Here is a 21,629-nt window from a genome sequence, read left to right as displayed (position 1 = left end):
GTTTCCCAGAGACAAACGAATGGCAGGCAGGGACCGCGAAGCCATTCACCTTACCACTCTGAAACACCTGCGGCACAACCGACGGTATCTTCGGTCAAAAGCCGGTGTCGGTCCAGTGGAGGCGAACGGTCACTGGAGAGCAAAGACGAGAGTGTCGAGTGCCGTTACAGCTTGGTCGTGGCGGTCGCCGCCGCCGACGCGTCGCCGATCTCACGGTAGTAGGCGACGTAGTACGTGTACATGACCGAGCCGACGACCGTGCTGATCACGAGACTCGAACCGAGAAAGAGCCCGGCCTCGGTGGTCGACATGTAGTCGAAGATCGAGACCATCCCGGTGTTGGACCCGGCGTCCATCGCCATCGAGTCGAAGCTGGTGTAGAACAGGAACGCCGTCGGGAGCTGTGCGAACAGACCGATCACGAACGCCAGCAGGTCGAAACCGAGCACCGAGAGGACGTTCGAGCGAACGAGCGAGAGGCTCCGGCGGAACGAGTCGGCCACTCCGTCGCCGTCGAGCACCATCGCGGCGGGGAAAAACTGCGAGAGGAACCACGGGACCAGGACGACGAGGAAACCGACCAGCGAGAGGAGCGCGACCACCAGAAGCGTCGCGGTCCCCAGCCCGGTGTTGAGCGCGAACCCGAACACCAGAACCACTGCCACGAAGAAGACGATCGCGACGAGAACGTAGAGGACGAGCGTGACGACACCGAGGAGCAGTCCGCCCAGGAGGAGGCCGACGTAGTGGTCCCGGCCAGCCGCGAAGAACTGACCGAACGACGGGGTCTCCGTCATCGACGCCGCCACGTAGGCGACGAGCCCGCCGACGAGGAAGGGCAGTAGGAGATAGACGACGCCGGTCGCGGGATACGCGAGCAGTGGGTTGACGAACTGGGCAGCAGAGAGGCCGGTGCTCAGCAGCGAGAACGCGAAGAGGATCGCGACGATCTGGGGCTGTCGGCGGAGGGTGTCGATACCGGTCGCGAGTGCGCCAGCGGGCTTCATGTCACCGACGACCTATCGGCAACGAATAAGTTTTCCGGGTGGCAGTCGACCGCGTCACGCAGCCCCGATCGTCTCCCGGTAGCTCCCGTACTCGTCCTCGAAGACGCCCATGATCTCGCCCATCGTCGCCTCGACTTTGACGGCCTCGACGATCGCTGGCATCACATTCTCGCCGCCGACGGCCGCCTCTCTGACACCGGCGAGTGCCGCCGTCACGGCCTCGTCGTCGCGTTCGGCCCGTACGTCTGCGAGGCGCTCGCGTTGCTGTTCTTGCACGCGGTCTTCGACCTGCAGGAGGTCGGGCTCGGTCTCTTCCTCGACCGCGTAGGCGTTGACGCCGACGACGGTCTCCTCGCCGTCCTCGACGCGTTCCTGGTACTCGTAGGCGGCGTCCTGTATCTCCCGTTGGAAGTAGCCGTCTTCGATCCCCGCGAGGACGCCCGCTCGCATGGAGCCGTCGCCCAGTTCGTCCCTGACGTGTTCGATGTACGCCATCGCGTCGGCCTCGATCTCGTCTGTCAGCGTCTCGACGGCGAAGCTCCCACCCAGCGGGTCCACGATATCGGCCGCACCGGACTCCTCTGCGATGATCTGCTGGGTTCGCAGGGCCACCCGAACCGCCTTCTCGCTGGGCAGAGCGAGTGCCTCGTCGAAGCTGTTCGTGTGCAGGCTCTGGGTCCCGCCGAGGACGCCGGCCAGCGCCTGGATGGTCACCCTGACGACGTTGTTCAGCGGCTGCTGGGCGGTCAGTGACTGGCCGGCGGTCTGGGTGTGGAACTTCAGTTGCTTGGCGGCCGGCTCGCTCGCGTCGTACCACTCGTCCATGACCCGCGCGTAGATCCGCCGCGCGGCCCGGAACTTCGCGACCTCCTCGAAGATCGAGTTGTGCGCGTTGAAGAAGAAGGACAGTTGCGGGGCGAACGTGTCCACGTCCAGGCCTCGATCGAGACAGTCCTCGACGTAGGCGAAGCCGTCGGCGAGCGTGAAGGCCAGTTCCTGCGTGGCGGTCGATCCGGCCTCGCGGATGTGATAGCCCGAGACCGAGACCGGCTTGAACGACGGCGTCTCCTCGGTGGCGAACTCGATCACGTCGGTCACGAGCCGCAGCGACGGCTCCGGGGGAACGACCCACTCTTTCTGTGCGATGAACTCCTTGAACATGTCGTTCTGGAGAGTGCCCCGAAGCTCCGTGCGGTCGACGCCGCGGCGGTCCGCGAGCGCGACGTACATCGCGTAGATGACGGGCGCGCTGGGGTTGATGGTGAAACTCGTCGAGATCTCGGCGAGGTCGATCCCGTCGAAGAGGATCTCCACGTCCCGGAGCGTGTCGACGGCGACGCCCTCCTTGCCGACCTCGCCCTCGGCCATGCGGTCGTCCGAGTCGATCCCCATCAGCGTGGGCATGTCGAAGGCCGTCGAGAGTCCCGTCTGGCCCTCGTCGATCAGGTACTGAAATCGCTCGTTGGTCTCCCGAGCCGTGCCGAAGCCGGCGAACTGGCGCATCGTCCACTGGCGGCCACGGTACATCGTCGGATAGACGCCGCGGGTGTAGGGCTCCTCGCCGGGGAACCCGAGATCACGCTCGTAGTCGAGGTCGGCAACGTCGGCCGGCGTGTACAGCCTGTCGACCGCGCGATTCGAGACGGTGGCGAACCGCTCGGCTCGCTCGCCGTAGGCGTCCAGTACTGGATCGAGCGTCTCGGCCTCCCAGTCGGCTTTCGCCTCCCGGATGGCTGCCAGGTCGGCCTCGTCGTACATACTGTATTCGTTGACTTCGTGTGACAATAAGTTTTGTACGCGCCGAGGGGGTCCTACTCGTCTTCGCCCTGGAGGCGTTCGGTCGTCTCGACGAGGGGGTGGCGCGCGTAGTCGACCACCTCGATGTCGCTGATCGAAGTGAGGTCCGCGTCGTCGGCGGTGCGTGCCATCCCGAGGTCGACCGGGTCGTCCAGCACGATCACGTAGGCGTCCATCTCTTCGATTCCCAGCTGTTCGGCCGCTTTCACGCGGTGGTGGCCGTCGGCAAGCAACAGCTCACGGGTCTGCTCCGAGCCCTCGCCGTCGGCGAACTCGGTGACGGTCGCCTGATCGGGCGGCTGAAGCCCCCCGTTGTCGATGACCACGAGCGGCTCGGCGAGTCCGCGTTTGAGTTCGTAGGTCCGTCCCTCCAGTTCGTCCGCGTAGACGGTCCCCTGTGTCGGTACCAGCTCGTCGATGACGACCTCGCGCCGTTCGTCCCGCGCGGACACGTCGTGGATCGACTCCAGGGTCCGGGTGAGCTTGTCGACCTTGTTCGGCGTCGCGCGCTCGATGTGCGAACGAATCACGTCAGCGTTCGAGATGATGCCGACGAGGTGGCCCGCGTCGTCGACGACCGGGAGCTTCTGGATGCCAGACCGGAGGATGACCCGTCCCGCGTCCTGAACGCCCATCTCCGGGTGGGCGACGAGGATGTCGTCGCTCATCACGCGAAACATCGGCTCGTGGTCCTCGGCCAGCAACAGGTCTCGGGCGCTGACGAAGCCCTCGACACGACGCCCTTCACACACCGGAAAACCGCTGTACTCGTCGCTCTCGGCGATTCGACGGGCGACCGCTTCGACCGTGTCGTCGGGCGAGACCGTGGCCACGTCGCTGGTCATGTACTCCCGGACGCGTGGTTCGCCGTCCGCTTCCATGAGTTCGGGGACGAGACCACGGGAGAAAAAGGCCCCGACGGTCCGTCACTCCTCGCCGTCCTCGCTGTCGAGATACTCGTCGGTGGCCCCGTAGCGCGACGCGGTGTACACCGGGCTCAGGAGGTGGTTGGGACGGGCCTGGACCGCGTCGAGGAACCGGTCGTCGACGACGGCACGGACGACCTCGTGGAGCGACTCGTCCCGGTCCTCGATGGATTCGAGGACGCCCAGCGTGATCTGTGCACCGGCCATGTCGGCGTGGCCCCCCGCACTACCGATCTGGCCGAACGCCTCGCGGAGCACTTCGCCGAGATCGATCTCGGTGCCGCGAGCGCGCGCCGACGCGTATATCGTACCGTCCTTGACGCCGTAGACCAGCGTCGAGTTGATCCCCTGAAGATCGAGCAGTCGGTCGGCGGCCTGTGCGAGTGCGTCCCGATCCGGGAGCTCGCCAACGCAGCTCAGCAGCACCGATCCCTCCCGCTGGCGGTTCGCGATCGCGTGTCCGATCGTATCGAGCGTGTCGGCGCTCATGCTCGGATCCTCGATACGCTGGAGGATGTCGAGGTCGGCGTGTGGCAGCAGGTAGGCCGCGGCCTCGAAGTCGTCGACCGACACCTCGCGTCGAAACTCGCGCGTGTCGACGCTGATGCCAAAGAGGAGTCCCGTCGCGACCGCCTCTTCGACGAGCGAGTCGAATCGGCGGAGATAGTCGGCGAGCAGCGTACTGGTGGCACCCACGTCGCTCCGGAGGTCGACGAATCGCGCCTCGACGGGCGCACGCGGCGGGTGGTGATCGACGACGATGTCGATGGGCGTCTCGGGCGGGAGCTGGTCGTTGACCCCGGGACGGGAGTGATCGACCAGCGCGAAGCCGTCGTACGCGTCGAGATCCGCGTCGGCGTCGAGGGTCTGGAGATCGAACTCCAGCAGATTCACGAACGCCCTGTTCTCCTGGTGGGTGATCTCGCCGTAGTAACACAGTTCCGTCTCACAGCCGACGGCCTGTGCCAGCCGCGACAGCGCGACCCCGCTCGCGATGGCGTCGGGGTCCGGGTTGTCGTGCATGACGACCGCCAGCGTGCCGTCCACATCGCGCAACACGCGCTGGAGCTGTCGGGTCCGCAGACCGGCCTCGCCGACGCGTTCCATGAGGTGGTCGGTGATCGCCGCACCGGGATCGACGACCCGGTCGGCGGCGCGTTCGAGGGCCTCGTCGACCGCCGGATCGGTCTCCAGCCCGCTGTAGGCGACGAGCATCGCCGACGGGAAGACGGATCGCACCGCCTGCGCGACGGCCGCGTTGCGTTTGGCGTCGCCGACGGCGACGAACACCGTCTCCGGCGTCCAGCCCAGCGACGACAGCACCGAGCGGTCGGCCGGATCCGCCAACTGCACCGAGACCGCGTCCGTACGGAGCGTGTCGACCCGGTGTTCGTCCTCGGTGAGGACCGTCACCTCGCCACGGCCAGCTGCGAGTTCGTCGAGCAGTGACCGGACGAGCGGCCCCGCCCCCAACACCAGGCGAGAAGTCATACGCGAGAGTGAGCGATGGAGCGTCTAAAAACCACTTACTTGAGCCGCTCCTGGAGAAAGGAGGGGTGTGCCGCCGTGACACCCTCCGTCGAGAGGATCTCGTCTTCGATGATCTCGCCGACTTCGCCGCCGTCGGCGGCCCGCACTTCCGCCATGAGCATGTGGTCGCCACTGGACGTGTACAGCGACTCGACGGCGTCGATCGCAGAGAGTGCGCGAGTCACCTCGACGTAGCAGTCGCTCGCGACGTCCATCCCGACCAGTGCGATCGACTGGCTCGACAGCTTCTTGGGGTTCACGTCGGCGGAGTAGCCGACGATGACGCCCTCGTCTTCGAGTTTGTTGATGTACTTGCGAACGGTCGGTTTCGAAACGTCCGCCCGTTCGGCGATCTCCGCGTACGATGCCTGTGCATCGTCCTCCAGGACAGAGAGAATGCGGCGCTCCGTAGAATCGACGCTCATAGACGTTTCTTTGCTACGGACGAAAAAATACCTTCCGAATCCACAAACGAGGATGCAGTCCCGCCGAGCGGCGTTACTTGTGGTGGTCGAGCAGGGAGTCGGCAGTGCGCTCCCACTCGTAGTCCTCGTCGAAGTACCGCTCTGCGAGCGGTTCTTCGGGCATCTCACCGGTGGCCTGCTTCTCCTCCTGGTAGGACGGACTCTCGTCGTCGACGTAGTAGCGTCCGGTCAGGACTTCGCCCTCGTAGAGTTTGTTCTCCGTCTCGAACATCATCTTCTGGGCTTCCTCGCGGTTCGAGGTGTCGAAGTCGTAGTCGTCGGACTGCTGGATGTCCGTGTACGGGACGTAATGCTTCGCGTCCTTGTTCCAGGTCGGACACTGGGTGAGGAAGTCGACGTGTGCGAAGCCGTCGTGTTCGATCGCTTCCGCGATGATCTCCTTCGCCTGGTTGGGGTTGACCGCCGCGGTCCGGGCGACGTACGTCGCACCGGAGGTCAGCGCGAGGCTGAGCGGGCGGATCGGGGACTTCGCCGAGCCCGAGGGCTGGGTCTTTGACTTGTGACCCTTCGGGGAGGTCGGCGAGGTCTGGCCCTTGGTGAGGCCGAAGATCTCGTTGTTGAACACGATGTAGGTCATATCGTGGTTCTCGCGGGCGGTGTGCATGAAGTGGTTCCCGCCGATCCCGTAGCCGTCGCCGTCACCGCCGGCCGCGATGACCTCGACGTCGGGGTTCGCGAGCTTCGCCGCACGTGCGACGGGCAGCGAGCGCCCGTGGATGGTGTGGAAGCCGTAGCTGTTGAAGTAGCTGTTGAGCTTGCCCGAACAGCCGATACCGGTAAACAGCGCGACCTCGTCGGGGTTGCGGCCGACTTCCGGCATGGCCTGCTTGAGCGCCTTCAGGACGCCGAAGTCGCCACAGCCGGGACACCACGTTGCCTGTGGTTCGATGCCGGGCGTAAACTCGTCGCGGTCAACCTCGCGTTCGTCGCCGATTGCTGAGAATGCACTCATAGCTTAGTCACCTGCCGCTGGGAGGTACTTCATGTTGCTCGCGGCGAGATCCTCGCCGTTGATGCTGGTCTCGAAGCCCTCGACGATCTCTGCCGGTTCGAACGGGTTCCCGTTGTACTTCAGCAGACTGGAGAGCTTCGGACCGAAGCGGCCGATCTCTTTCTGCGTGAGGCCGCGGAACTGTGCGCTGGCGTTCATCTCGACGACGAGTGCCTCGTCGACGGATTCGAGCCACGCCGAGACCTCTTCGACGGGGTAGGGAGCCATATCGGAGACGCCGAGTGCCTTCACCGAGTGGCCGTCGTCGTTGAGACGGTCGACGGCCTCGAAGACGGTGTCCTGGTGGCTGCCCCACACGAGGATGCCGTAGTCGGCGTCCTCCGGACCGTGGTAGGTCTGGTGGGACGTGTTCTCGTCCAGGTCAGCACGGATGTCGTCGAGCTTGTCCAGCCGACGGTTCATCTGTGCGATCCGGTTGTCGGGGTCCTCGCTGATGTGGCCCGACGGATTGTGTTCGTTGCCGGTCGCGAGGTAGCGGCCGTCTTTCTGGCCGGGAACCGAGCGCGGGCTCACGTTGGAGCCGTCCTCCGGTTCGTGCTGGAAGCGCTGGAACTTGCCCGAAGCGTGGTGGGCCGCGTCGGCGATCTCCTCTTCGGTGAGCACGGAACCGGGGTCGGCGTTTGGCTCGCGGTCGAAGAAGCTCTCGTCGACGTTGCGAAGCTCGCCCTGGAGCTTCTGGTCGTAGATCACGATCGACGGGATCTGGTACTCGTAGGCGATCCGGAAGGCCGCTCGCGTCTGGTCGTAGCACTCCCGGATGTTTGCGGGTGCGAAGACGACGCGAGCCGAGTCGCCCTGACTCGTGTACAGGACGTGTTCGAGGTCGGCCTGCTCGGGCTTGGTCGGCATCCCGGTCGAGGGGCCAGCGCGCATCGCTTCGACGAGCACGACCGGCGTCTCGGTCATCTCGGCGAGGCCCAGCGGCTCGCTCATGAGCGCGAACCCACCACCGGAAGAGCCGGACATCGACTTGACGCCAGCGTGGCTGGCACCGAGTGCCAGCGCCGCCGCGGCGATCTCGTCTTCGACCTGCTCGGAGATCCCGCCGAACTTCGGCAGGTGCTGGGACATGATCGTGAACACGTCGGTCCACGGCGTCATGGGGTAGCCCGCGATGAAGCGACAGCCCTCGTCGAGCGCACCGTAGGCGATGGCGTTCGACCCAGAGAGGAGGACCTGCTCGTCGTCGTGGTCCGCCGCTTCCGGCATGGTGAGGTCGTGGGTGTGTTCGAGTTCCTCGGCTCGCTCGTAGGCGTCTTCGAGCACCGCGAGGTTGTCTTCGAGGATGTCGCCCGACATGTTCTCTCGCATGAGCTCCTCGAAGAAGGCCGGGTCCGTACCCAGCAGCGCCGCCGTGACGGCGACGCCAGCGGTGTTGCGCATGACCTCGCGACCGTGTTCGCGGGCCATCTCGCGGAGGTTCATCGGGTAGACGTGCCAGTCGTTCTCCTCGGCACGCGCTTCGAGGTTCAACTCGGCGATGGCGTCCTCGTCGAGGAGTCCCTCGTCGTAGACGATGACGCCGCCCTCTCGGAGATCGTGGAGATTCTCCGAGAGCGGCTTGACTTCCTCGTCGCCGTAGTAGGCTTCGTCCTGTGGGTTCCGTGCGAAGGAGTCACCGAGGGCGAGGAGGAAGTTGTAGCCGTCACCACGCGAGCGTACGTCTTCGTCGCTCGCGCGTACCTCTACGAACGTGTGGCCGCCCCGGATGCGCGAGGGATAGTGACGATGCGTAAAAACGTCAAGTCCCGAGCGCATCAGGGCCTTTGCGAAGTTTTGGCTCGTCGAGTCGATCCCGTCACCGGAACCGCCAGCGATTCGCCAGATTAGTTCGTTATCTGTCATTTGAAATCATCGGCCCCAGTTGGGAAGCCGTATATCCACCGTTGGAGGGCCGTGACTAAAGATTTTCCACTACGTCGCACCCCATTAATCATGAACGTCACGCAGATACCACTCAAATGGCCGTTTTCGACATGTCAAGTGGTCGGCTAGCACACGGAATACCATGAACAACGGGCAGACGGTGACGAGGCACAACCCCTAAGCCGACCCGGACCGTTACAACCATAGACTCAATGTCGCTTTCGGAACTCATCGCCGGGGTCGAAGACCACGAGAAACGACTCATCGTGTTCAACGCCGGAGATGACGCGGCCGCCGATCTTCGACAGCAGTTTTCCGACCGAAACGTCGCCGTCACGGCCGAGGAGACGGTCAGTGGACGGCCGGGAGAGTTCGTCACTCTCAGTGACGAGGACGGGGTGATCGCGGCGGCCAGCCTCGAACAGTTCACCGATCGACTCGCCCGAAACGACCGGCCCATCGGCGTCGAGCAGAGCCCGTACCGTCCGATCCTCGACGAACTCGACGAGACGATGTTCACGTCCTGGAGCATCGGACAGATGATGGCCGCGACCAGAGAGATCGAAGACCGTGCGTTCCGCGTCGGTCGTGGCTCGCTACACGCTGGCTTCCAGACGGTATCGACGCTGGCCGGGGAACTCGACAGGTACGAGCAACTGGGCGACGGCGCGGTAGACGTACACGCCTACGCCGCACCCGACGAGGAACCCCCCGAGACCGACAACTTCACGCTCCACATCGAGCGTGCGACCGAGATCGAAGAATCGTGGTTCGTCGTCTTCGACGGCGGTGGCGACGACGGCCAGAAGTGCGCGCTGCTGGCAGAGGAACGGGCCCCGCGAGAGTTCTACGGCTTCTGGACGTACGACGCGGACACCGTCGACTGGATCCTCGAACACCTGCGCTCGACGTACGGTTACGTCGAGCAGTGAGCGGACGGCCGAAAAACGAAAACTGGGGCTCGAAAACGCGACGCGCTACTGGGGCGTCTGGCTGTAGATGAGGTTGCGCTGGATGTCGTTCGCGCCCTCGTAGATGACCGGGATGCGCACGTCGCGGTAGACACGAGAGATCCGGTTCTCGGTCAGGACCGAACGGCCGCCGTGGAGCTGCATCCCCTTCTCGGCACACTGGGTCGACACTTCGGTCGCCTTCGTCTTGGCCATGGCCGCCCAGAATCCCGCGTTCTCCTGGTTAGCCACCTTGTCGGCCGCGCGCCACGTGAGCGCTCGGGCGGACTCGAACTCCATGCGCATGTCTGCGAGCTTGTGCTGAACCGCCTGGAACTCGTCGACGGACTTGCCGAAGGCCTCGCGGTCGTGGACGAAGTCCCACCCCTCCTCGATGGCGGCCGCGGCCAGCCCGAGGCCGTGGCCGGCGACGATCACGCGCCCGTGGTTGAAGAACTCCGCGAGCATGTAGAAGCCAGCGCCCTCGTGGCCGATGACGTTCTCCTCGGGAACTCGGCAGTCGTCGAAGACGATGTGGGCCTGTTTGGACGCACGGAAGCCCATCTTCTCCGGGATGTGCTCGGCGTCGTAGCCGTCGGTGTCGGTCGGGACGATAAACAGCGAGTAGTTGCCGTAGCGGTTGTTGGGGTCGTCGCCGGTCTTCGCGTAGACGGTGACCCAGTCGGCTTCGACGCCGTTGCCGATCCAGTACTTCTCGCCGTTGAGGACGTACTCGTCGCCGTCTTTCTCCGCCGTCGTCTGCATCCCGGCCATGTCGCTCCCGGTCTCGGGCTCCGAGACGGCCAGGCCAGTGAGCTGTTCGTTCTCCGCGACCGGACGGAGGTACTCCTCTTTCTGTTCCTCGTTGCCGTGGTCTTCGAGCATCTCCGCGCCGAAGCTCGCGAGCTGCAGGGTCAGGGCGATGCCGGCGTCGGCCTTGTAGAACTCCTCGGCCATCGCGAGGACCTGCTGGAGGGACAGCCCGCGCCCGCCGTACTCCTCGCCGATGTCCTGTGCGACCAGCCCGGCCTCCATCCCCTGCTCCAGGATGTCGACCGGGTACTCGCCGCGCTCGTAGTACTCTGCGGCGTTTGGTTCGATGTGTTCGGCTGCGAACTCGCGGGCTTCCTGCTTGATGTCCCGAGCTGCTTCGGGAACGACTGTCTCTTCTAGGAGATCCATGTACAGTATCACGGGCCGCGTTCCCAAATAGCTCGTGGAACACCGGCAAACGATAGTGAGGTTTACGCCCTAGACTTCGATCTCCTGCATCAGTTCGACCAGCTCTTCGAGTTCCGGGAAGGTGTACACCTTGACGTTGATGTCTGACTCCAGGGCGTGAACACGGGAGTCGAACATCAGCGCCATGTCGGTCTCGCGGTCGCCGACGAGTTCGTCGACCATCCCGCTGCCGGGGCCGAAGGTGAAGTTCGGCGTCGAGATGTCGATGGTCGTCTCCAGGACGTTCGCCCAGCCGTCGATGAAGCCACTGGTCATGATGTTGCCGATCTCCTGGATCGCGGACCGTTCCATGTCGGTGAAGCCGTCGGTGGCGTCGCTGGTCTCGCCCATGTCGCCGATCATCCCGCTGGCCAGCTTCTTCGCGTTCTCCGCGTTGAACAGGAAGAGAATGTAGCCGTGTGGGGGTTCGAGCATCCGGATCGAGATCCCGATCTGGCGCTCGTCGCCGATGTGGGTCTTGATGTCGGGGATGTCGATGAAGTTGATCTTGGTGATCTCCATCTCCGTCTCCATCCCGGTCATCTGGCTCAGGTGGTTCGCGACGGTGTTACCGCCCTCCTTCGCCATCTTGTTGAACAGCCCCAGCTTCCGGATATCGATCATCAGGCTCATGAGTGGTCGATCGTTGGACAGGGGTTACCTGCCCTCACACATAAGCTATGCACCCTCATTTTCGGAGACGAGAATTGGGGAACGAATCCGTGACCGGACGGGGACGAACCGAAGCGCGGACGACCGCCGTCCGATCAGGCCCGGATCGAGACGGCCACTCCTTCGCCCAGCGGGAGCAGACTGGTCTCGAAGTCGGGGTCGTCTCGGACTGTCGCCAGGTAGTCGGCGATCCCGTGGCTCGACGCGGTCGCGTCGACGGCGTCGCCCGCCAGGAGTGCGCGCACGTCCTCGAAGTCGAGCGGGCCGGCCTCGATCGCGTTGTCGGCGGCGACGATGCCACCGACCGGGATCTTCTCGCGAACGGCCTCGAAGGCCTCGGCGTAGCGGTCCTTCTCGTTGTCGATCAACACGAGGTCGAAGGGGCCGTCGTACGCGTCGACGGTCTCGATTGCGTCGCCGTGTTCGAAGCGTGCTCGGTCCTCGAACCCACCGGCCGCGAGGTTCTCACGCGCGTCGTCCAGTTCGTCGGCGTCGATCTCGGTCAGGACGATCTCGCCGTCCGCCGGGATCGCCGACGCGATCCAGTACGCCGAGTAGCCGTAGCCAGAGCCGAACTCGAAGACGCGCTCGGCGTCGACGGCGCGAGCGAGTAGCCGGAGCCACCCGCCGACGGCCGGGCCGACGGTGGGAAAACCCTCGCGGTCGGCGCGCTCGTCCATCGCACGGATCACGTCGTCACGACCGGGTGCCAGCGTTCGCGCGAACTCCTCGGTCACGTCGGGCAGCGGGTCCTCGGACATGTGTCGACGTTCGACAGCGACGGTAAAAAGCGTCCGCTACCGGTTCCGGCTGACGGGGAACCGGACCCGGTCGGGTGCCTCGTTGAAATCGGCGAGGATCCGCTCGTACAGCTCGTTCCGGACGCGCTGACCCCGCCGCGGGTGGACGAGATAGCGCAGTCGCAGTTCGACCCACGACTCCTGCTGGACGACGTTGACCGAGGGGCGGTCCCGGACCTCCAGCTCCACCGGCGTCTCGGAGAGGCGCTCGCGGTAGGTCGCGATCCGGGCGGCCATCTCGTCGCCGAGGTAGTCGTCGGCGATGGCGATCATCCGCTCGCGGGCGTACTCCAGTTCGGTCTCGTAGGCGACCTGGACCGTGAGCTCGTTCCAGACGTAGGGAAACTCCTCGCGGGTGTAGTTGGCGACGTGCGAGGAGAGGACGACGCTGTTGGGCAGCGTGATGATCCGTCCGGAGGGCTGGTTCGAACTGACGAGGCCGCCGTCGATCTCCCACAGTGTCGTCACGAGGAAGTCGACCTCCACCACGTCGCCCTTCGAGTCGTCGATGGCGACGCGGTCCCCGACCTGGTAGGGCCGCTTGACCATGATGTACAGCCAGCCGATGGCCGAGAACAGGGGTTGCTGGAGCGCGAACGTGACCGCGAAGCCGACCACGCCCAGCGAGAAGAGGACGCCGACCCACTGCTGGGTGAGCACGCCCAGCAACGCGATCACCGTCGCGGCTCCGAACGCCAGCCGGAGCACGTTTCGAACGTCGTGGCCGCGGCGTTTGGTCGGCGCGTTGTCCACCAGGACGCGCCGCGTCAACATGTAGAGCCCGTAGCTCGCGAACAGGATCGCAGCCGCCGAGAGTGCCTGGGCGACGAGGAGCGGCATCGGCACCCCACCGACCACGCCCTCGACCGGGAGCAGATCTGCGTACGCGGCACCGACAGCCAGGACGGCGGCGAGCAGGAGCGAGCCGTAGCCGACGGGTCGTTTCACGACCGTGAGGAGCGGCCCGGCGGACAAAACCGTTGGGACCGCTCAGCGGACCGCGGCCACGAGTTCGGCCACACGGTCGGGATCGACCGGGTTCTCGACTGCCCCACCGGCTTTGAGCGCCGTCCCGACGATCAACCCGTCGGCGGTGTCGAGCAGCGAAGCGGCCGTCTCGCTCGTCACGCCGCTGCCGACGAACACCGGCACGGTCGGGTCGACGGCGTCCCGAGCCGTGGCGACGGCCTCCACGTCCGGCGCGTCGGCCTCGCTCCCGGTCGCAGTCCCCGAGACGACGACCCCGTCGGCGTGACCGCGCTCGATCGTGTCGGCGACGATCTCGGCGACGCCACGTACTGCCAGCGGGGCCGAGTGTTTGACCGCCACGTCGGCGAGGATGGAGACGTCTGCGTCGATGCGCTCGCGCAGGCGGACCGTCTCGTGGGCGCGCCCCTCGACGATACCCTGGTCGGTCAGGCGTGCGCCGGTGTGGACGTTCACGCGGACGAAGTCGGCACCGGCCGCCGCGGCGACCGAGACCGCTGCCGTGGCGTCGTTGCGCAGGACGTTGACGCCGACGGGGCAGTCGACGGCGTCGGTGATCGCACGCGTCACGGTCGTCATCTCGGCGACGACGTGGGGCGGTACGTCGTCGGGGTAGAACGGCGCGTCGCCGAAGTTCTCGACGATCAGCGCGTCGACGCCCACGTCGGCGAGCGTACGAGCGTCTGCCAGCGCGTGTTCCCGGACCGTCTCGCGGTCCTCGAAGCCGGGCGCGCCGGGCAGTGCCGGCAGGTGGACCATCCCGACGAGCGGTCGGATCGCTCCGAGTGCAGTTTCGGTCATGCCCGTCGTTCGACTGGGCGGGAAAAAAGGGCGCTGGACGATCCGAGCTACGCGTCCCAGTAGTCGGGTTCGTTGCCCGGCTTCCACTTGATCGAACAGCCACGCGACGGCTTCGCTTCGGCCGTGATCTCCTCGCCGGCCAGCAGCGTCTCGATGTGAGCCTGCATCTCGCGCCGAGTGGGCTCGTCGTCGGGGTTCGTCGCGTCGTCGAGACGACCGTGGTAGGCCAGCCGGAAGGTCCCGCCGTCGTCGGCAAAGAGGTACGGATCGGGCGTACAGCGAGCGCCGTAGGCCGCCGCCGTCTCCTGGGACTCGTCGAAGAGGTATGCGTCGTAGTCGACGGTCCCGTCGCCGACGAGTTCCTGCATCTTCTCGAAGGAGTCGTCGGGGTACTCCTCGGGATCGTTGGCGCTGATCCCGACGACGGCGACCTCGTCGTACTCCGCCGCGAGGCGGTTCAGCTCGTCGAACTTTGCCTGTGCGTACGGACAGTGGTTGCAGGTGAACACGACGAGCAGCGCCTCGCGGTCGGCGAACGCGTCGAGGGTGTAGGTCTCGCCGTCCGTCCCTGGCAGTTCGAAGGCCGGTGCCTCGTCGCCACGCTGGAGAACGTCGTCCTCCGAATCGAGTGCGACCATCTCACCGAGGGTTTGTCGGGACCGCGTAAGAAACCTCGCCAGCGTCCCGATGCGCCAGTCGCTACGGTTCCGTCGACGCCGCCGCCCGGGTGACGTTGCCGAACGACCGGGCCGCCGCGAAGGCGTCGCTGTCGGCGGCGACCGAGTACAGCGGCTCTTCGCCGTCGCGCTCGCGCTTCTCCAGCAGGCCGAGTTCCGTGATCGCGTCCAGCGTTCCGTTGAGGTACAGCGACTTGAGCGGTACGTCCGCCCGATCGCTCAATTCTGTCTTCGTGAACGACGCATCGGGGTCGAGTTCGAGGAGCGTGTCTATCAGTGCCGCAGCGTCGTCGTGCTCCGCGACGACGTGCCACGCGGTGTCGTCGCTGTCGGGGCCGTCCATATCCGGTCGTCGGTCTGGAATAAGATAAACGTGTCCGAGCGTGTGTGTCGACCCACCACGGTGTAGCAACGCTTTAGTCGACCCCAGCGCGGGTATACGTATGAGCAATCGGAAGGACGTGCTGGCGGTCCTGCGCGAGAACGCCCGCCAGTCGAACGCGGACATCGCCCGCCAGACCGGCCTGACCGAGCCGGAGGTCGAGCGTATCGTCGACGAACTCGAATCCGAGGGCGTCGTCAAGGGGTACACGGCGGTCGTCGACTGGGAGGCCGTCGAGGAGGGCGACGAGCCCGTGCGTGCCACCGTCGAACTGAACGTCACACTGGACCGCGAGACCAGCTACATCGACATCGCCGAGCGGATCGCCAAGTTCCCGCAGGTGAAGTCGCTACGGCTGATCAGCGGGGACTACGACTTCGACATGGAGGTGGAAGGCGACTCGATGAGCGAGGTGTCACACTTCGTCAGCGACAAGATCGCGCCGATCCCCGAGATCACCCAGACCGTGACACACTACATCATGGAGTCGTACAAGGAACAGGGCATCGAGTTCGGCGACGGCAACGACGACGATCGGCTCTCGATCTCGCCATGACGTTCGAGCCAGCCGACCGCGTCGATCAAGTGCCGCCCTCCGGAATCCGGCGGTTCTTCGAGCTGGCCGAAGAGATGGACGACATCATCTCGCTCGGCGTCGGCGAGCCGGACTTCTCGACGCCGTGGAGCGCCCGCGAGGCCGCGATCGCCTCGCTCGAACAGGGCAAGACCTCCTACACCGCCAACCGCGGCAAGCGAGAGCTGCGCGAGCGAATCGCCGACGACGTGGCCGAGCGGTACGACCTCGACTACGACCCCGACGAGGAGATCCTCGTGACGACCGGGGCCAGCGAGGGCGTCGACCTGGCCTTTCGCGCACTGCTGAACCCCGGCGATCAGGTCGCCGTGGCCCAGCCCTGCTACGTCTCCTACAAACCAGGGGTCACCTTCGCCGGTGCCGACGTGATCGACGTGCCCACGCGCGTCGAGGACGACTTCAAGCTCACCCGCGAGGTCCTGGAAGACAGCGGCGCGGCCGAGGCCGATGCGCTGATCTTCTGCTATCCGAACAACCCTACCGGAGCGACGATGACGGCAGAGGAACTGCGCCCGGTCGCCGAGTTCGCTCGGGAACACGACCTGCTCGTGTTCGCCGACGAGATCTACTCGGAGCTGTCCTACGAGCACGACCACACGTCGATCGCCACCCTCCCGGGGATGCGCGAGCGGACGGTCGTGTTCAACGGCTTCTCGAAGGCGTACGCGATGACCGGCCTGCGCCTCGGATACGCGCTGGCCCCGCCCGAGGCGATCGCGGCGATGAACCGGGTCCACCAGTACACGATGCTGTCGGCCCCGACGACGCCACAGTACGCGGCGATCGAGGCGCTGGACAACTGCGAGAACGAACTCCGGGAGATGCGCGAGCAGTACGACCGCCGCCGACAGTTCGTCCTCTCGCGGTTCGACGAGATGGGACTGGACTGCTTTACGGCCAAGGGCGCGTTCTACGCGTTCCCGGAGTGTCCCTGGGACGACGCCGACGCGTTCGCCGAGGCGTTGCTCGAAGCCGAACAGGTCGCCGTCGTGCCGGGCTCTGCCTTCGGCGTGGGCGGGGACGGTCACCTCCGCGTGTCGTACGCGACCGGGATGTCAGACCTGAAGACGGCGATGGACCGAATCGAGTCGTTCCTCGCCGACCAGTAGCGCTCCCGCGATCGAGCCGCTGGCATCGCGGTGGCGACGGCGGGCCGAGTATCAGCGACCACCATCGATGCCGTAAAGCTTTTTCACCGGTAGGGGCAGAGGAAACACAATGGCAATTGATGACACGGGGGGGAGCGGATCCGAAGTCACTCGGGGGGAGGTGACCGAGGATCCGCCGGCCGTCGTCGGTGAGTACACCTGGGAAGATCTTCGCCGAGACCACCACAGCGGGGGTCGGTTCGATCGAAGTCAGTACTTGGGCTTCGACCCGAACGACATCGAATCGGTACTGACAGATGCCGCGAGCAACGCCAAGACGCTGAAACAGCCCTTCGACGCCTACGTCGATCCGGAGGCGACGCCGGTCACGAAAGGGGTCTACACGTGGGAACACTTCAAGCAAGAGTACTACTACGAGGAAGACAGTACGCCGCCCACGGACGGCGACGGCGAGAAGATCCCGTTCGACCCCGCCGAGCATCTCGGCTTCGAGCCCGAGGAAGTCGAGCACCAGCTGTCCGAAGCCAGCGGGGCCGCCGATCTGCTGGACAACCTCGTCGAGCAGCGGACCGTCGACGTCAATCCGGAACTGGACGAAGACGCCTTCTTCTCGACACAGGAGGGGCACACGACCGTCGTCAACCGCTACGATCTGGAGAAGGCGGTCCCGCTGAAGAAGAAGACGCACTTCACGGAGATCGAGCGCTACTGGGTCAACAAGCCCTACGCCTGCGTGATCATCTTCCACTCTCGGAAGGAAAACGAGAAGAAGTACTACGTCATCGAGCCCTACCACAACGAGATCGAGGACGACCTCAAGGGGTTCCTCTCGAACAAGCTGAAGACCGCAATCAAGTACTCAGAGGACGACGTGATCGTCCAGGGATCGGAGGCCGACCGGGCCGACGTGATCCAGCGAGAGGCCGAGCAGCTGCTGAATCGCTACGATCTGTACAGCGGCCCCGTGGGCAGCGCCGAACTCGGCGTGCTCGATCAGTTCAAAGAGTTCCTGGGCATGGAGGTCGAGGACCAGGCGGTCGGGACCGGCCAGCTCGACGGCATCAGTGCCCGACCCGAGCCGGCCGTCCTCGAAGACGATCCCGAGCAGCTCTCCGAGTACCAGGTCGAGAAGCTGCTGTACGTCCTCAAGCGGGACTTCATCGGCTACCAGAAGATCGACCCGGTGAAACACGACATCAACGTCGAGGACATCTCCTGTGACGGCTACGACTCGCGCGTGTTCGTCTATCACACCGACTACGAACAGATCATCTCGAACGTCGAGCACGGTCGCGAGAGCCTCGACGACTTCGTCGTCAAGCTCGCCCAGCGCTCGGGCAAGGGCATCTCGAAGCGCCAGCCCCAGGTCGACGCGACGCTGCCGGACGGCTCTCGCGCGCAGCTGACGCTCGGGCGAGAAGTCTCGGATCACGGGACGAACTACACCATCCGGCAGTTCAAGGACGTTCCCTTCACGCCGATCGACCTCATCAACTGGAACACCTTCTCGCTCGACGAGATGGCGTTTCTCTGGCTCTGTATCGAGAACAACAAGAGCCTCATCTTCGCTGGCGGGACCGCGTCGGGGAAGACGACCAGCCTGAACGCCGTCTCACTCTTTATCCCGTCGAACTCGAAGATCGTCTCCATCGAGGACACCCGCGAGGTCGAACTGCCCCAGCGCAACTGGGTCGCCAGCGTCACCCGACCCTCTTTCGGCGACGACGACAAGGGCGACGTCGACGAGTTCGATCTGCTGGAGGCCGCGCTCCGCCAGCGCCCGGACTACATCGTCATGGGCGAGATCCGCGGCGAGGAAGGGCGTGTCCTCTTTCAGGTCATGTCGACGGGCCACACAACCTACACCACCTTCCACGCCGACTCCGTCGGCGAGGTCATCAAGCGGTTCACCACCGATCCGATCAACGTCTCGAAGACGCTGTTTACCGCGCTGGACCTCGTTTCGATCCAGACCCAGACCCGCGTCGACGGCAACAAGGTCCGCCGAAACAAGACTCTGACCGAGATCAACGAGTACTCCGCCGAGAACGACGAGATCAACGTTCGAGACGTCTACGAGTGGCGCGCCGAGACCGACGAGTACATCCAGATGGGCAACTCCAACACCCTCGAAGAGATCAAGTTCGACCGCGGGTGGACCCAGGAGAAACTCGACGAGGAGCTGTTCAAGCGCAAGGTCGTGCTGGCCCACCTCATCGAGAACGGGCTCAACACGTACACGCAGGTGGCGGCGACGATCCAGGCGTTCATCAACGATCCCGGAACGATCCTCACGCTGATCGCCAACGACGACCTGGAGAGTTCGCTGGAGGACCTCCGAGAGATGGAGTCGGTCAAGATCGACATCGACGAAGCCAAAGAGGAGATGGTCCCCAGACCCGAGGCACCACCGGAGATGCTCGACGAGACCGCCGACATCCTCGACAACGCCGGTCCGCTGTTCGAGAAGTTCCAGGAGCGTGAGACGCCGGACATCGTCTCGGCGCTGATGAGCGGCGACGAGGACAGCGAACAGACGGACGACGAGGAGGTGGACTTCGGACAGTTCGTACCCAAAGCCGGCGCGGAGGCCGAAGGCGAATGAGCCTCGACACGCGCGGCCAGCAACAGCTCTCGGGTGGGGCGCTCGGGGACACGTTCTACCCCCTCTTCCAGTGGCTGTTCAACGAGGACGGCGACTTCGTCAGGAACGTCGAGAAGAAGCTCGCACAGGCCCGAATGGCCGACAACGTCGAGATGTTCCTCGCACGCGCGCTGGCGATCGGCGTCATCTCGGGACTGGCGCTGTGGCTCGTGGGCACGCTGATCGGCTACCTCGGCGTCACCTTCCTGCTGGGCGGGACGGGAGCCGAGGCACCGACGTTCATCGGAATCCCGGTGCCAGAGGGAGTCTCGGCCGTGCTCGACGTGATCAAGATCCCGGCGCTGATCCTGATCACCGGGCTGGTGTTCGGTGTCATCGGTTTCGGTATCGGCTTCGGATCGCTGGTCTCGATCCCGTACTTCCGGGCCAACGCACGCGAGCGAGAGGTCAACGTCCTGCTGTCGGACTCGATCTCGTTCATGTACGCGCTGTCGGTCGGGGGGCTCAACCAACTGGAGATCCTCCAGGCGATGGCGAAGGCCGACGACACCTACGGAGAGTGTGCAAAGGAGTTCCAGTCGATCGTGCTGGAGACGGAGTACTTCGACACTGACTACCGGACCGCGATCCGCAATCAGGCACTCGAGACGCCCTCGGACGAGCTCTCGCAGTTCCTGACCGACATGCTCTCGATCATCAACTCCGGCGGGGACATGACCTCCTTCCTCGAAGACCAGAAGGACAAGCACATGCGGACCGCCAAGCAGGAACAGCAGAAGATGCTGGACACCCTCGAGCTGTTCGGGGAGATGTACATGACCCTGTCGCTGTTTCCGCTCTTGCTCATCATCATCCTCGTCATCATGTCGATGATGGGCAACGCGCAGAATCGGCTCCTCTATGGCACGGTCTACGGGCTGATCCCGCTGACCGGTGCCGGCTTCCTCGTGCTCGTCTCGACGGTGACCCGAGACGAGGTCGGCGACGGCTACTTGCGGCCCGACGGCAAGGACGACGACTTCGTCGTCGACGACGGACTGGGCTTTCTGAACCTCGGACTGGTCGAGAACTACACCGGCCAGTACACGATCTTCGACCGCATCAAGAGCCGCGAAGGGACCTACGAATTCATGCAGGTGCTCAAGCGCCCGGATCTGTTCTTCCGTGATCACCCGCTGTTCGTGCTGGGCGTGACGGTCCCCGTGACGATCGTCGCGTTGCTCCTCGTCGTCGTGTTCGATCTCGCGCCGATGAGTCTCGACGGGATGATCGCTCGACCAGTGCTCGGGACGTTCTTCTGGGTGTACGTGCCACTGTACATCAATCTGCTCCCGCTGGCGATCTTCTACGAGTGGAACGTCCGCTCGCGCAAGACGATCATCGGCAGCCTCTCGGAGAACCTCCGGAAACTCGCCAGCGCGAACGACACGGGGATGACGCTGCTGGAGTCCGTGCAGGTAGTCTCGACGACATCGGGAGGCAAGCTCTCGGAGGAGTTCGAGATCATGCACGCGAAGGTCAACTACGGTACCAGCCTCAAAGACGCCCTCAGAGAGTTCAACAACAAGTACCACGTCCCGCGACTCGCCCGGACGGTCAAGCTCATCAGCGAGGCACAGGAAGCGTCCAGCCAGATCCAGAACGTGCTCTCGACGGCCGCACAGGCCTCGGAGAATCAGGACGACATCGACCGCGAGCGGATCGCCCGGACCCGGATGCAGGTCGTCATCATCCTCATGACGTACCTGACGCTGCTGGGCGTGATGGCACTGCTGAAGACGCAGTTCCTCGACGTGATGGCGGGACTGTCCGAGAGCGCGGCCAGTGCGGGCGGCAGTGGTGCGACCGGGCAGAGCTTCGGGGGCAACGTCGACACGGACCTGCTCTCGCTGCTGTTCTTCCACGCCGTCACGCTGCAGGCGCTCCTCTCGTCGTTCATCGCGGGGTACATCCGGGACGTGAACATCATCTCGGGAGTGAAGTTCGCGGTGATCCTGCCGACGATCGCACTGATCACCTGGATCGCAGTGGGATGAGGAACCACGGTTCGACGAGCCGGACGCTATAGTAGCCATTGAAAATCAATGCACGCCCGATCGCACGACGGAAGTGCGATCGGTGTGTAAATCGTTTCAATTGTTACTATAGTGGGCTCGTTTCACGGTGTGTGACAAGGGTAAAACTGATAATGTGCTACGTCGACTTAC

Annotated in this window: 19 protein-coding genes; 5 read left to right on the top strand and 14 right to left on the bottom strand. The window is 64.7% G+C overall.

The window, feature by feature from the left end; all coding sequences use genetic code 11:
* Window positions 1–164: 164 nt before the first annotated feature.
* The 7 genes from AC5FRZ_RS07925 to AC5FRZ_RS07895 form a co-directional block, all read right to left on the bottom strand.
* The gene (locus AC5FRZ_RS07925) at window positions 165–1,007 is read right to left on the bottom strand and encodes a DUF7847 domain-containing protein (RefSeq protein WP_493564316.1); all 843 of its coding nucleotides are present in this window, start codon (window positions 1,005–1,007) and stop codon (window positions 165–167) included.
* 54 nt (window positions 1,008–1,061) lie between these two features.
* Window positions 1,062–2,765: an acyl-CoA mutase large subunit family protein gene (locus AC5FRZ_RS07920; RefSeq protein ID WP_372479066.1), complete on the bottom strand. Its 1,704-nt coding sequence runs from the start codon at window positions 2,763–2,765 to the stop codon at window positions 1,062–1,064.
* 53 nt (window positions 2,766–2,818) lie between these two features.
* The gene (locus AC5FRZ_RS07915) at window positions 2,819–3,685 is read right to left on the bottom strand and encodes a CBS domain-containing protein (RefSeq protein WP_372479067.1); all 867 of its coding nucleotides are present in this window, start codon (window positions 3,683–3,685) and stop codon (window positions 2,819–2,821) included.
* 45 nt (window positions 3,686–3,730) lie between these two features.
* Complete coding sequence (locus AC5FRZ_RS07910) at window positions 3,731–5,221, bottom strand: DHH family phosphoesterase (protein ID WP_170094152.1); 1,491 nt, start codon at window positions 5,219–5,221, stop codon at window positions 3,731–3,733.
* A 35-nt stretch (window positions 5,222–5,256) separates the two neighbouring features.
* On the bottom strand, window positions 5,257–5,685 hold the full coding sequence (lrpA1, locus tag AC5FRZ_RS07905; protein WP_153553435.1) for an HTH-type transcriptional regulator LrpA1: 429 nt from the start codon (window positions 5,683–5,685) through the stop codon (window positions 5,257–5,259).
* Between the two features lie 73 nt (window positions 5,686–5,758).
* Window positions 5,759–6,697 carry a thiamine pyrophosphate-dependent enzyme gene (locus AC5FRZ_RS07900; RefSeq protein ID WP_170094151.1) on the bottom strand — a complete coding sequence of 313 codons (939 nt, stop codon included), beginning with the start codon at window positions 6,695–6,697 and terminating at the stop codon, window positions 5,759–5,761.
* Between the two features lie 3 nt (window positions 6,698–6,700).
* The gene (locus AC5FRZ_RS07895; protein WP_170094150.1) at window positions 6,701–8,602 is read right to left on the bottom strand and encodes a 2-oxoacid:acceptor oxidoreductase subunit alpha; all 1,902 of its coding nucleotides are present in this window, start codon (window positions 8,600–8,602) and stop codon (window positions 6,701–6,703) included.
* Window positions 8,603–8,835: 233 nt separating this feature from the next.
* Between AC5FRZ_RS07895 and AC5FRZ_RS07890 the strand changes: the two genes are divergently transcribed.
* Window positions 8,836–9,555, top strand: coding sequence for a DICT sensory domain-containing protein (locus AC5FRZ_RS07890; protein ID WP_170094149.1), 720 nt, complete (start codon window positions 8,836–8,838; stop codon window positions 9,553–9,555).
* Between the two features lie 45 nt (window positions 9,556–9,600).
* Here the strand turns inward: AC5FRZ_RS07890 and AC5FRZ_RS07885 are convergent, their stop codons facing one another.
* The 7 genes from AC5FRZ_RS07885 to AC5FRZ_RS07855 all read right to left on the bottom strand — a co-directional run bounded on the left by AC5FRZ_RS07885 (window position 9,601) and on the right by AC5FRZ_RS07855 (window position 15,074).
* Window positions 9,601–10,755, bottom strand: coding sequence for an acyl-CoA dehydrogenase family protein (locus tag AC5FRZ_RS07885; protein WP_372479070.1), 1,155 nt, complete (start codon window positions 10,753–10,755; stop codon window positions 9,601–9,603).
* 69 nt (window positions 10,756–10,824) lie between these two features.
* A complete protein-coding gene (locus tag AC5FRZ_RS07880; protein WP_170094147.1) occupies window positions 10,825–11,427 on the bottom strand; it encodes a chemotaxis protein CheC in 603 nt (200 codons plus the stop codon).
* A 134-nt stretch (window positions 11,428–11,561) separates the two neighbouring features.
* On the bottom strand, window positions 11,562–12,227 hold the full coding sequence (locus AC5FRZ_RS07875; protein WP_493564315.1) for an O-methyltransferase: 666 nt from the start codon (window positions 12,225–12,227) through the stop codon (window positions 11,562–11,564).
* A 36-nt stretch (window positions 12,228–12,263) separates the two neighbouring features.
* The gene (locus AC5FRZ_RS07870; RefSeq protein ID WP_493564314.1) at window positions 12,264–13,214 is read right to left on the bottom strand and encodes a mechanosensitive ion channel family protein; all 951 of its coding nucleotides are present in this window, start codon (window positions 13,212–13,214) and stop codon (window positions 12,264–12,266) included.
* Window positions 13,215–13,256: 42 nt separating this feature from the next.
* Window positions 13,257–14,054: a BtpA/SgcQ family protein gene (locus AC5FRZ_RS07865; RefSeq protein ID WP_493564313.1), complete on the bottom strand. Its 798-nt coding sequence runs from the start codon at window positions 14,052–14,054 to the stop codon at window positions 13,257–13,259.
* Between the two features lie 47 nt (window positions 14,055–14,101).
* Entirely contained in the window at window positions 14,102–14,692 is a 591-nt protein-coding gene (locus tag AC5FRZ_RS07860; protein WP_493564312.1) for a thioredoxin family protein, read from the bottom strand.
* A gap of 61 nt (window positions 14,693–14,753) precedes the next feature.
* Window positions 14,754–15,074, bottom strand: coding sequence for a hypothetical protein (locus AC5FRZ_RS07855; RefSeq protein WP_153553443.1), 321 nt, complete (start codon window positions 15,072–15,074; stop codon window positions 14,754–14,756).
* A 100-nt stretch (window positions 15,075–15,174) separates the two neighbouring features.
* Here AC5FRZ_RS07855 and AC5FRZ_RS07850 point away from each other — a divergent pair, with 100 nt between their 5' ends.
* From AC5FRZ_RS07850 to AC5FRZ_RS07835, 4 genes are all read left to right on the top strand, one after another.
* A complete protein-coding gene (locus tag AC5FRZ_RS07850) occupies window positions 15,175–15,669 on the top strand; it encodes an Lrp/AsnC family transcriptional regulator (protein WP_372479074.1) in 495 nt (164 codons plus the stop codon).
* The gene (locus AC5FRZ_RS07845; RefSeq protein WP_372479075.1) at window positions 15,666–16,817 is read left to right on the top strand and encodes a pyridoxal phosphate-dependent aminotransferase; all 1,152 of its coding nucleotides are present in this window, start codon (window positions 15,666–15,668) and stop codon (window positions 16,815–16,817) included. The genes AC5FRZ_RS07850 and AC5FRZ_RS07845 overlap by 4 nt, the downstream gene beginning before the upstream one ends.
* 109 nt (window positions 16,818–16,926) lie before the next feature.
* Window positions 16,927–19,422, top strand: a complete 2,496-nt coding sequence (locus tag AC5FRZ_RS07840; protein WP_493564311.1) for a type II/IV secretion system ATPase subunit — start codon at window positions 16,927–16,929, stop codon at window positions 19,420–19,422.
* Window positions 19,419–21,458: a type II secretion system F family protein gene (locus tag AC5FRZ_RS07835; RefSeq protein ID WP_170094141.1), complete on the top strand. Its 2,040-nt coding sequence runs from the start codon at window positions 19,419–19,421 to the stop codon at window positions 21,456–21,458. The genes AC5FRZ_RS07840 and AC5FRZ_RS07835 overlap by 4 nt, the downstream gene beginning before the upstream one ends.
* Window positions 21,459–21,629: the final 171 nt, after the last annotated feature.

The organism is Halomicrobium sp. HArcht1-1 (assembly GCF_058933285.1).
This window is presented reverse-complemented; position numbering and strand designations above follow the sequence as displayed.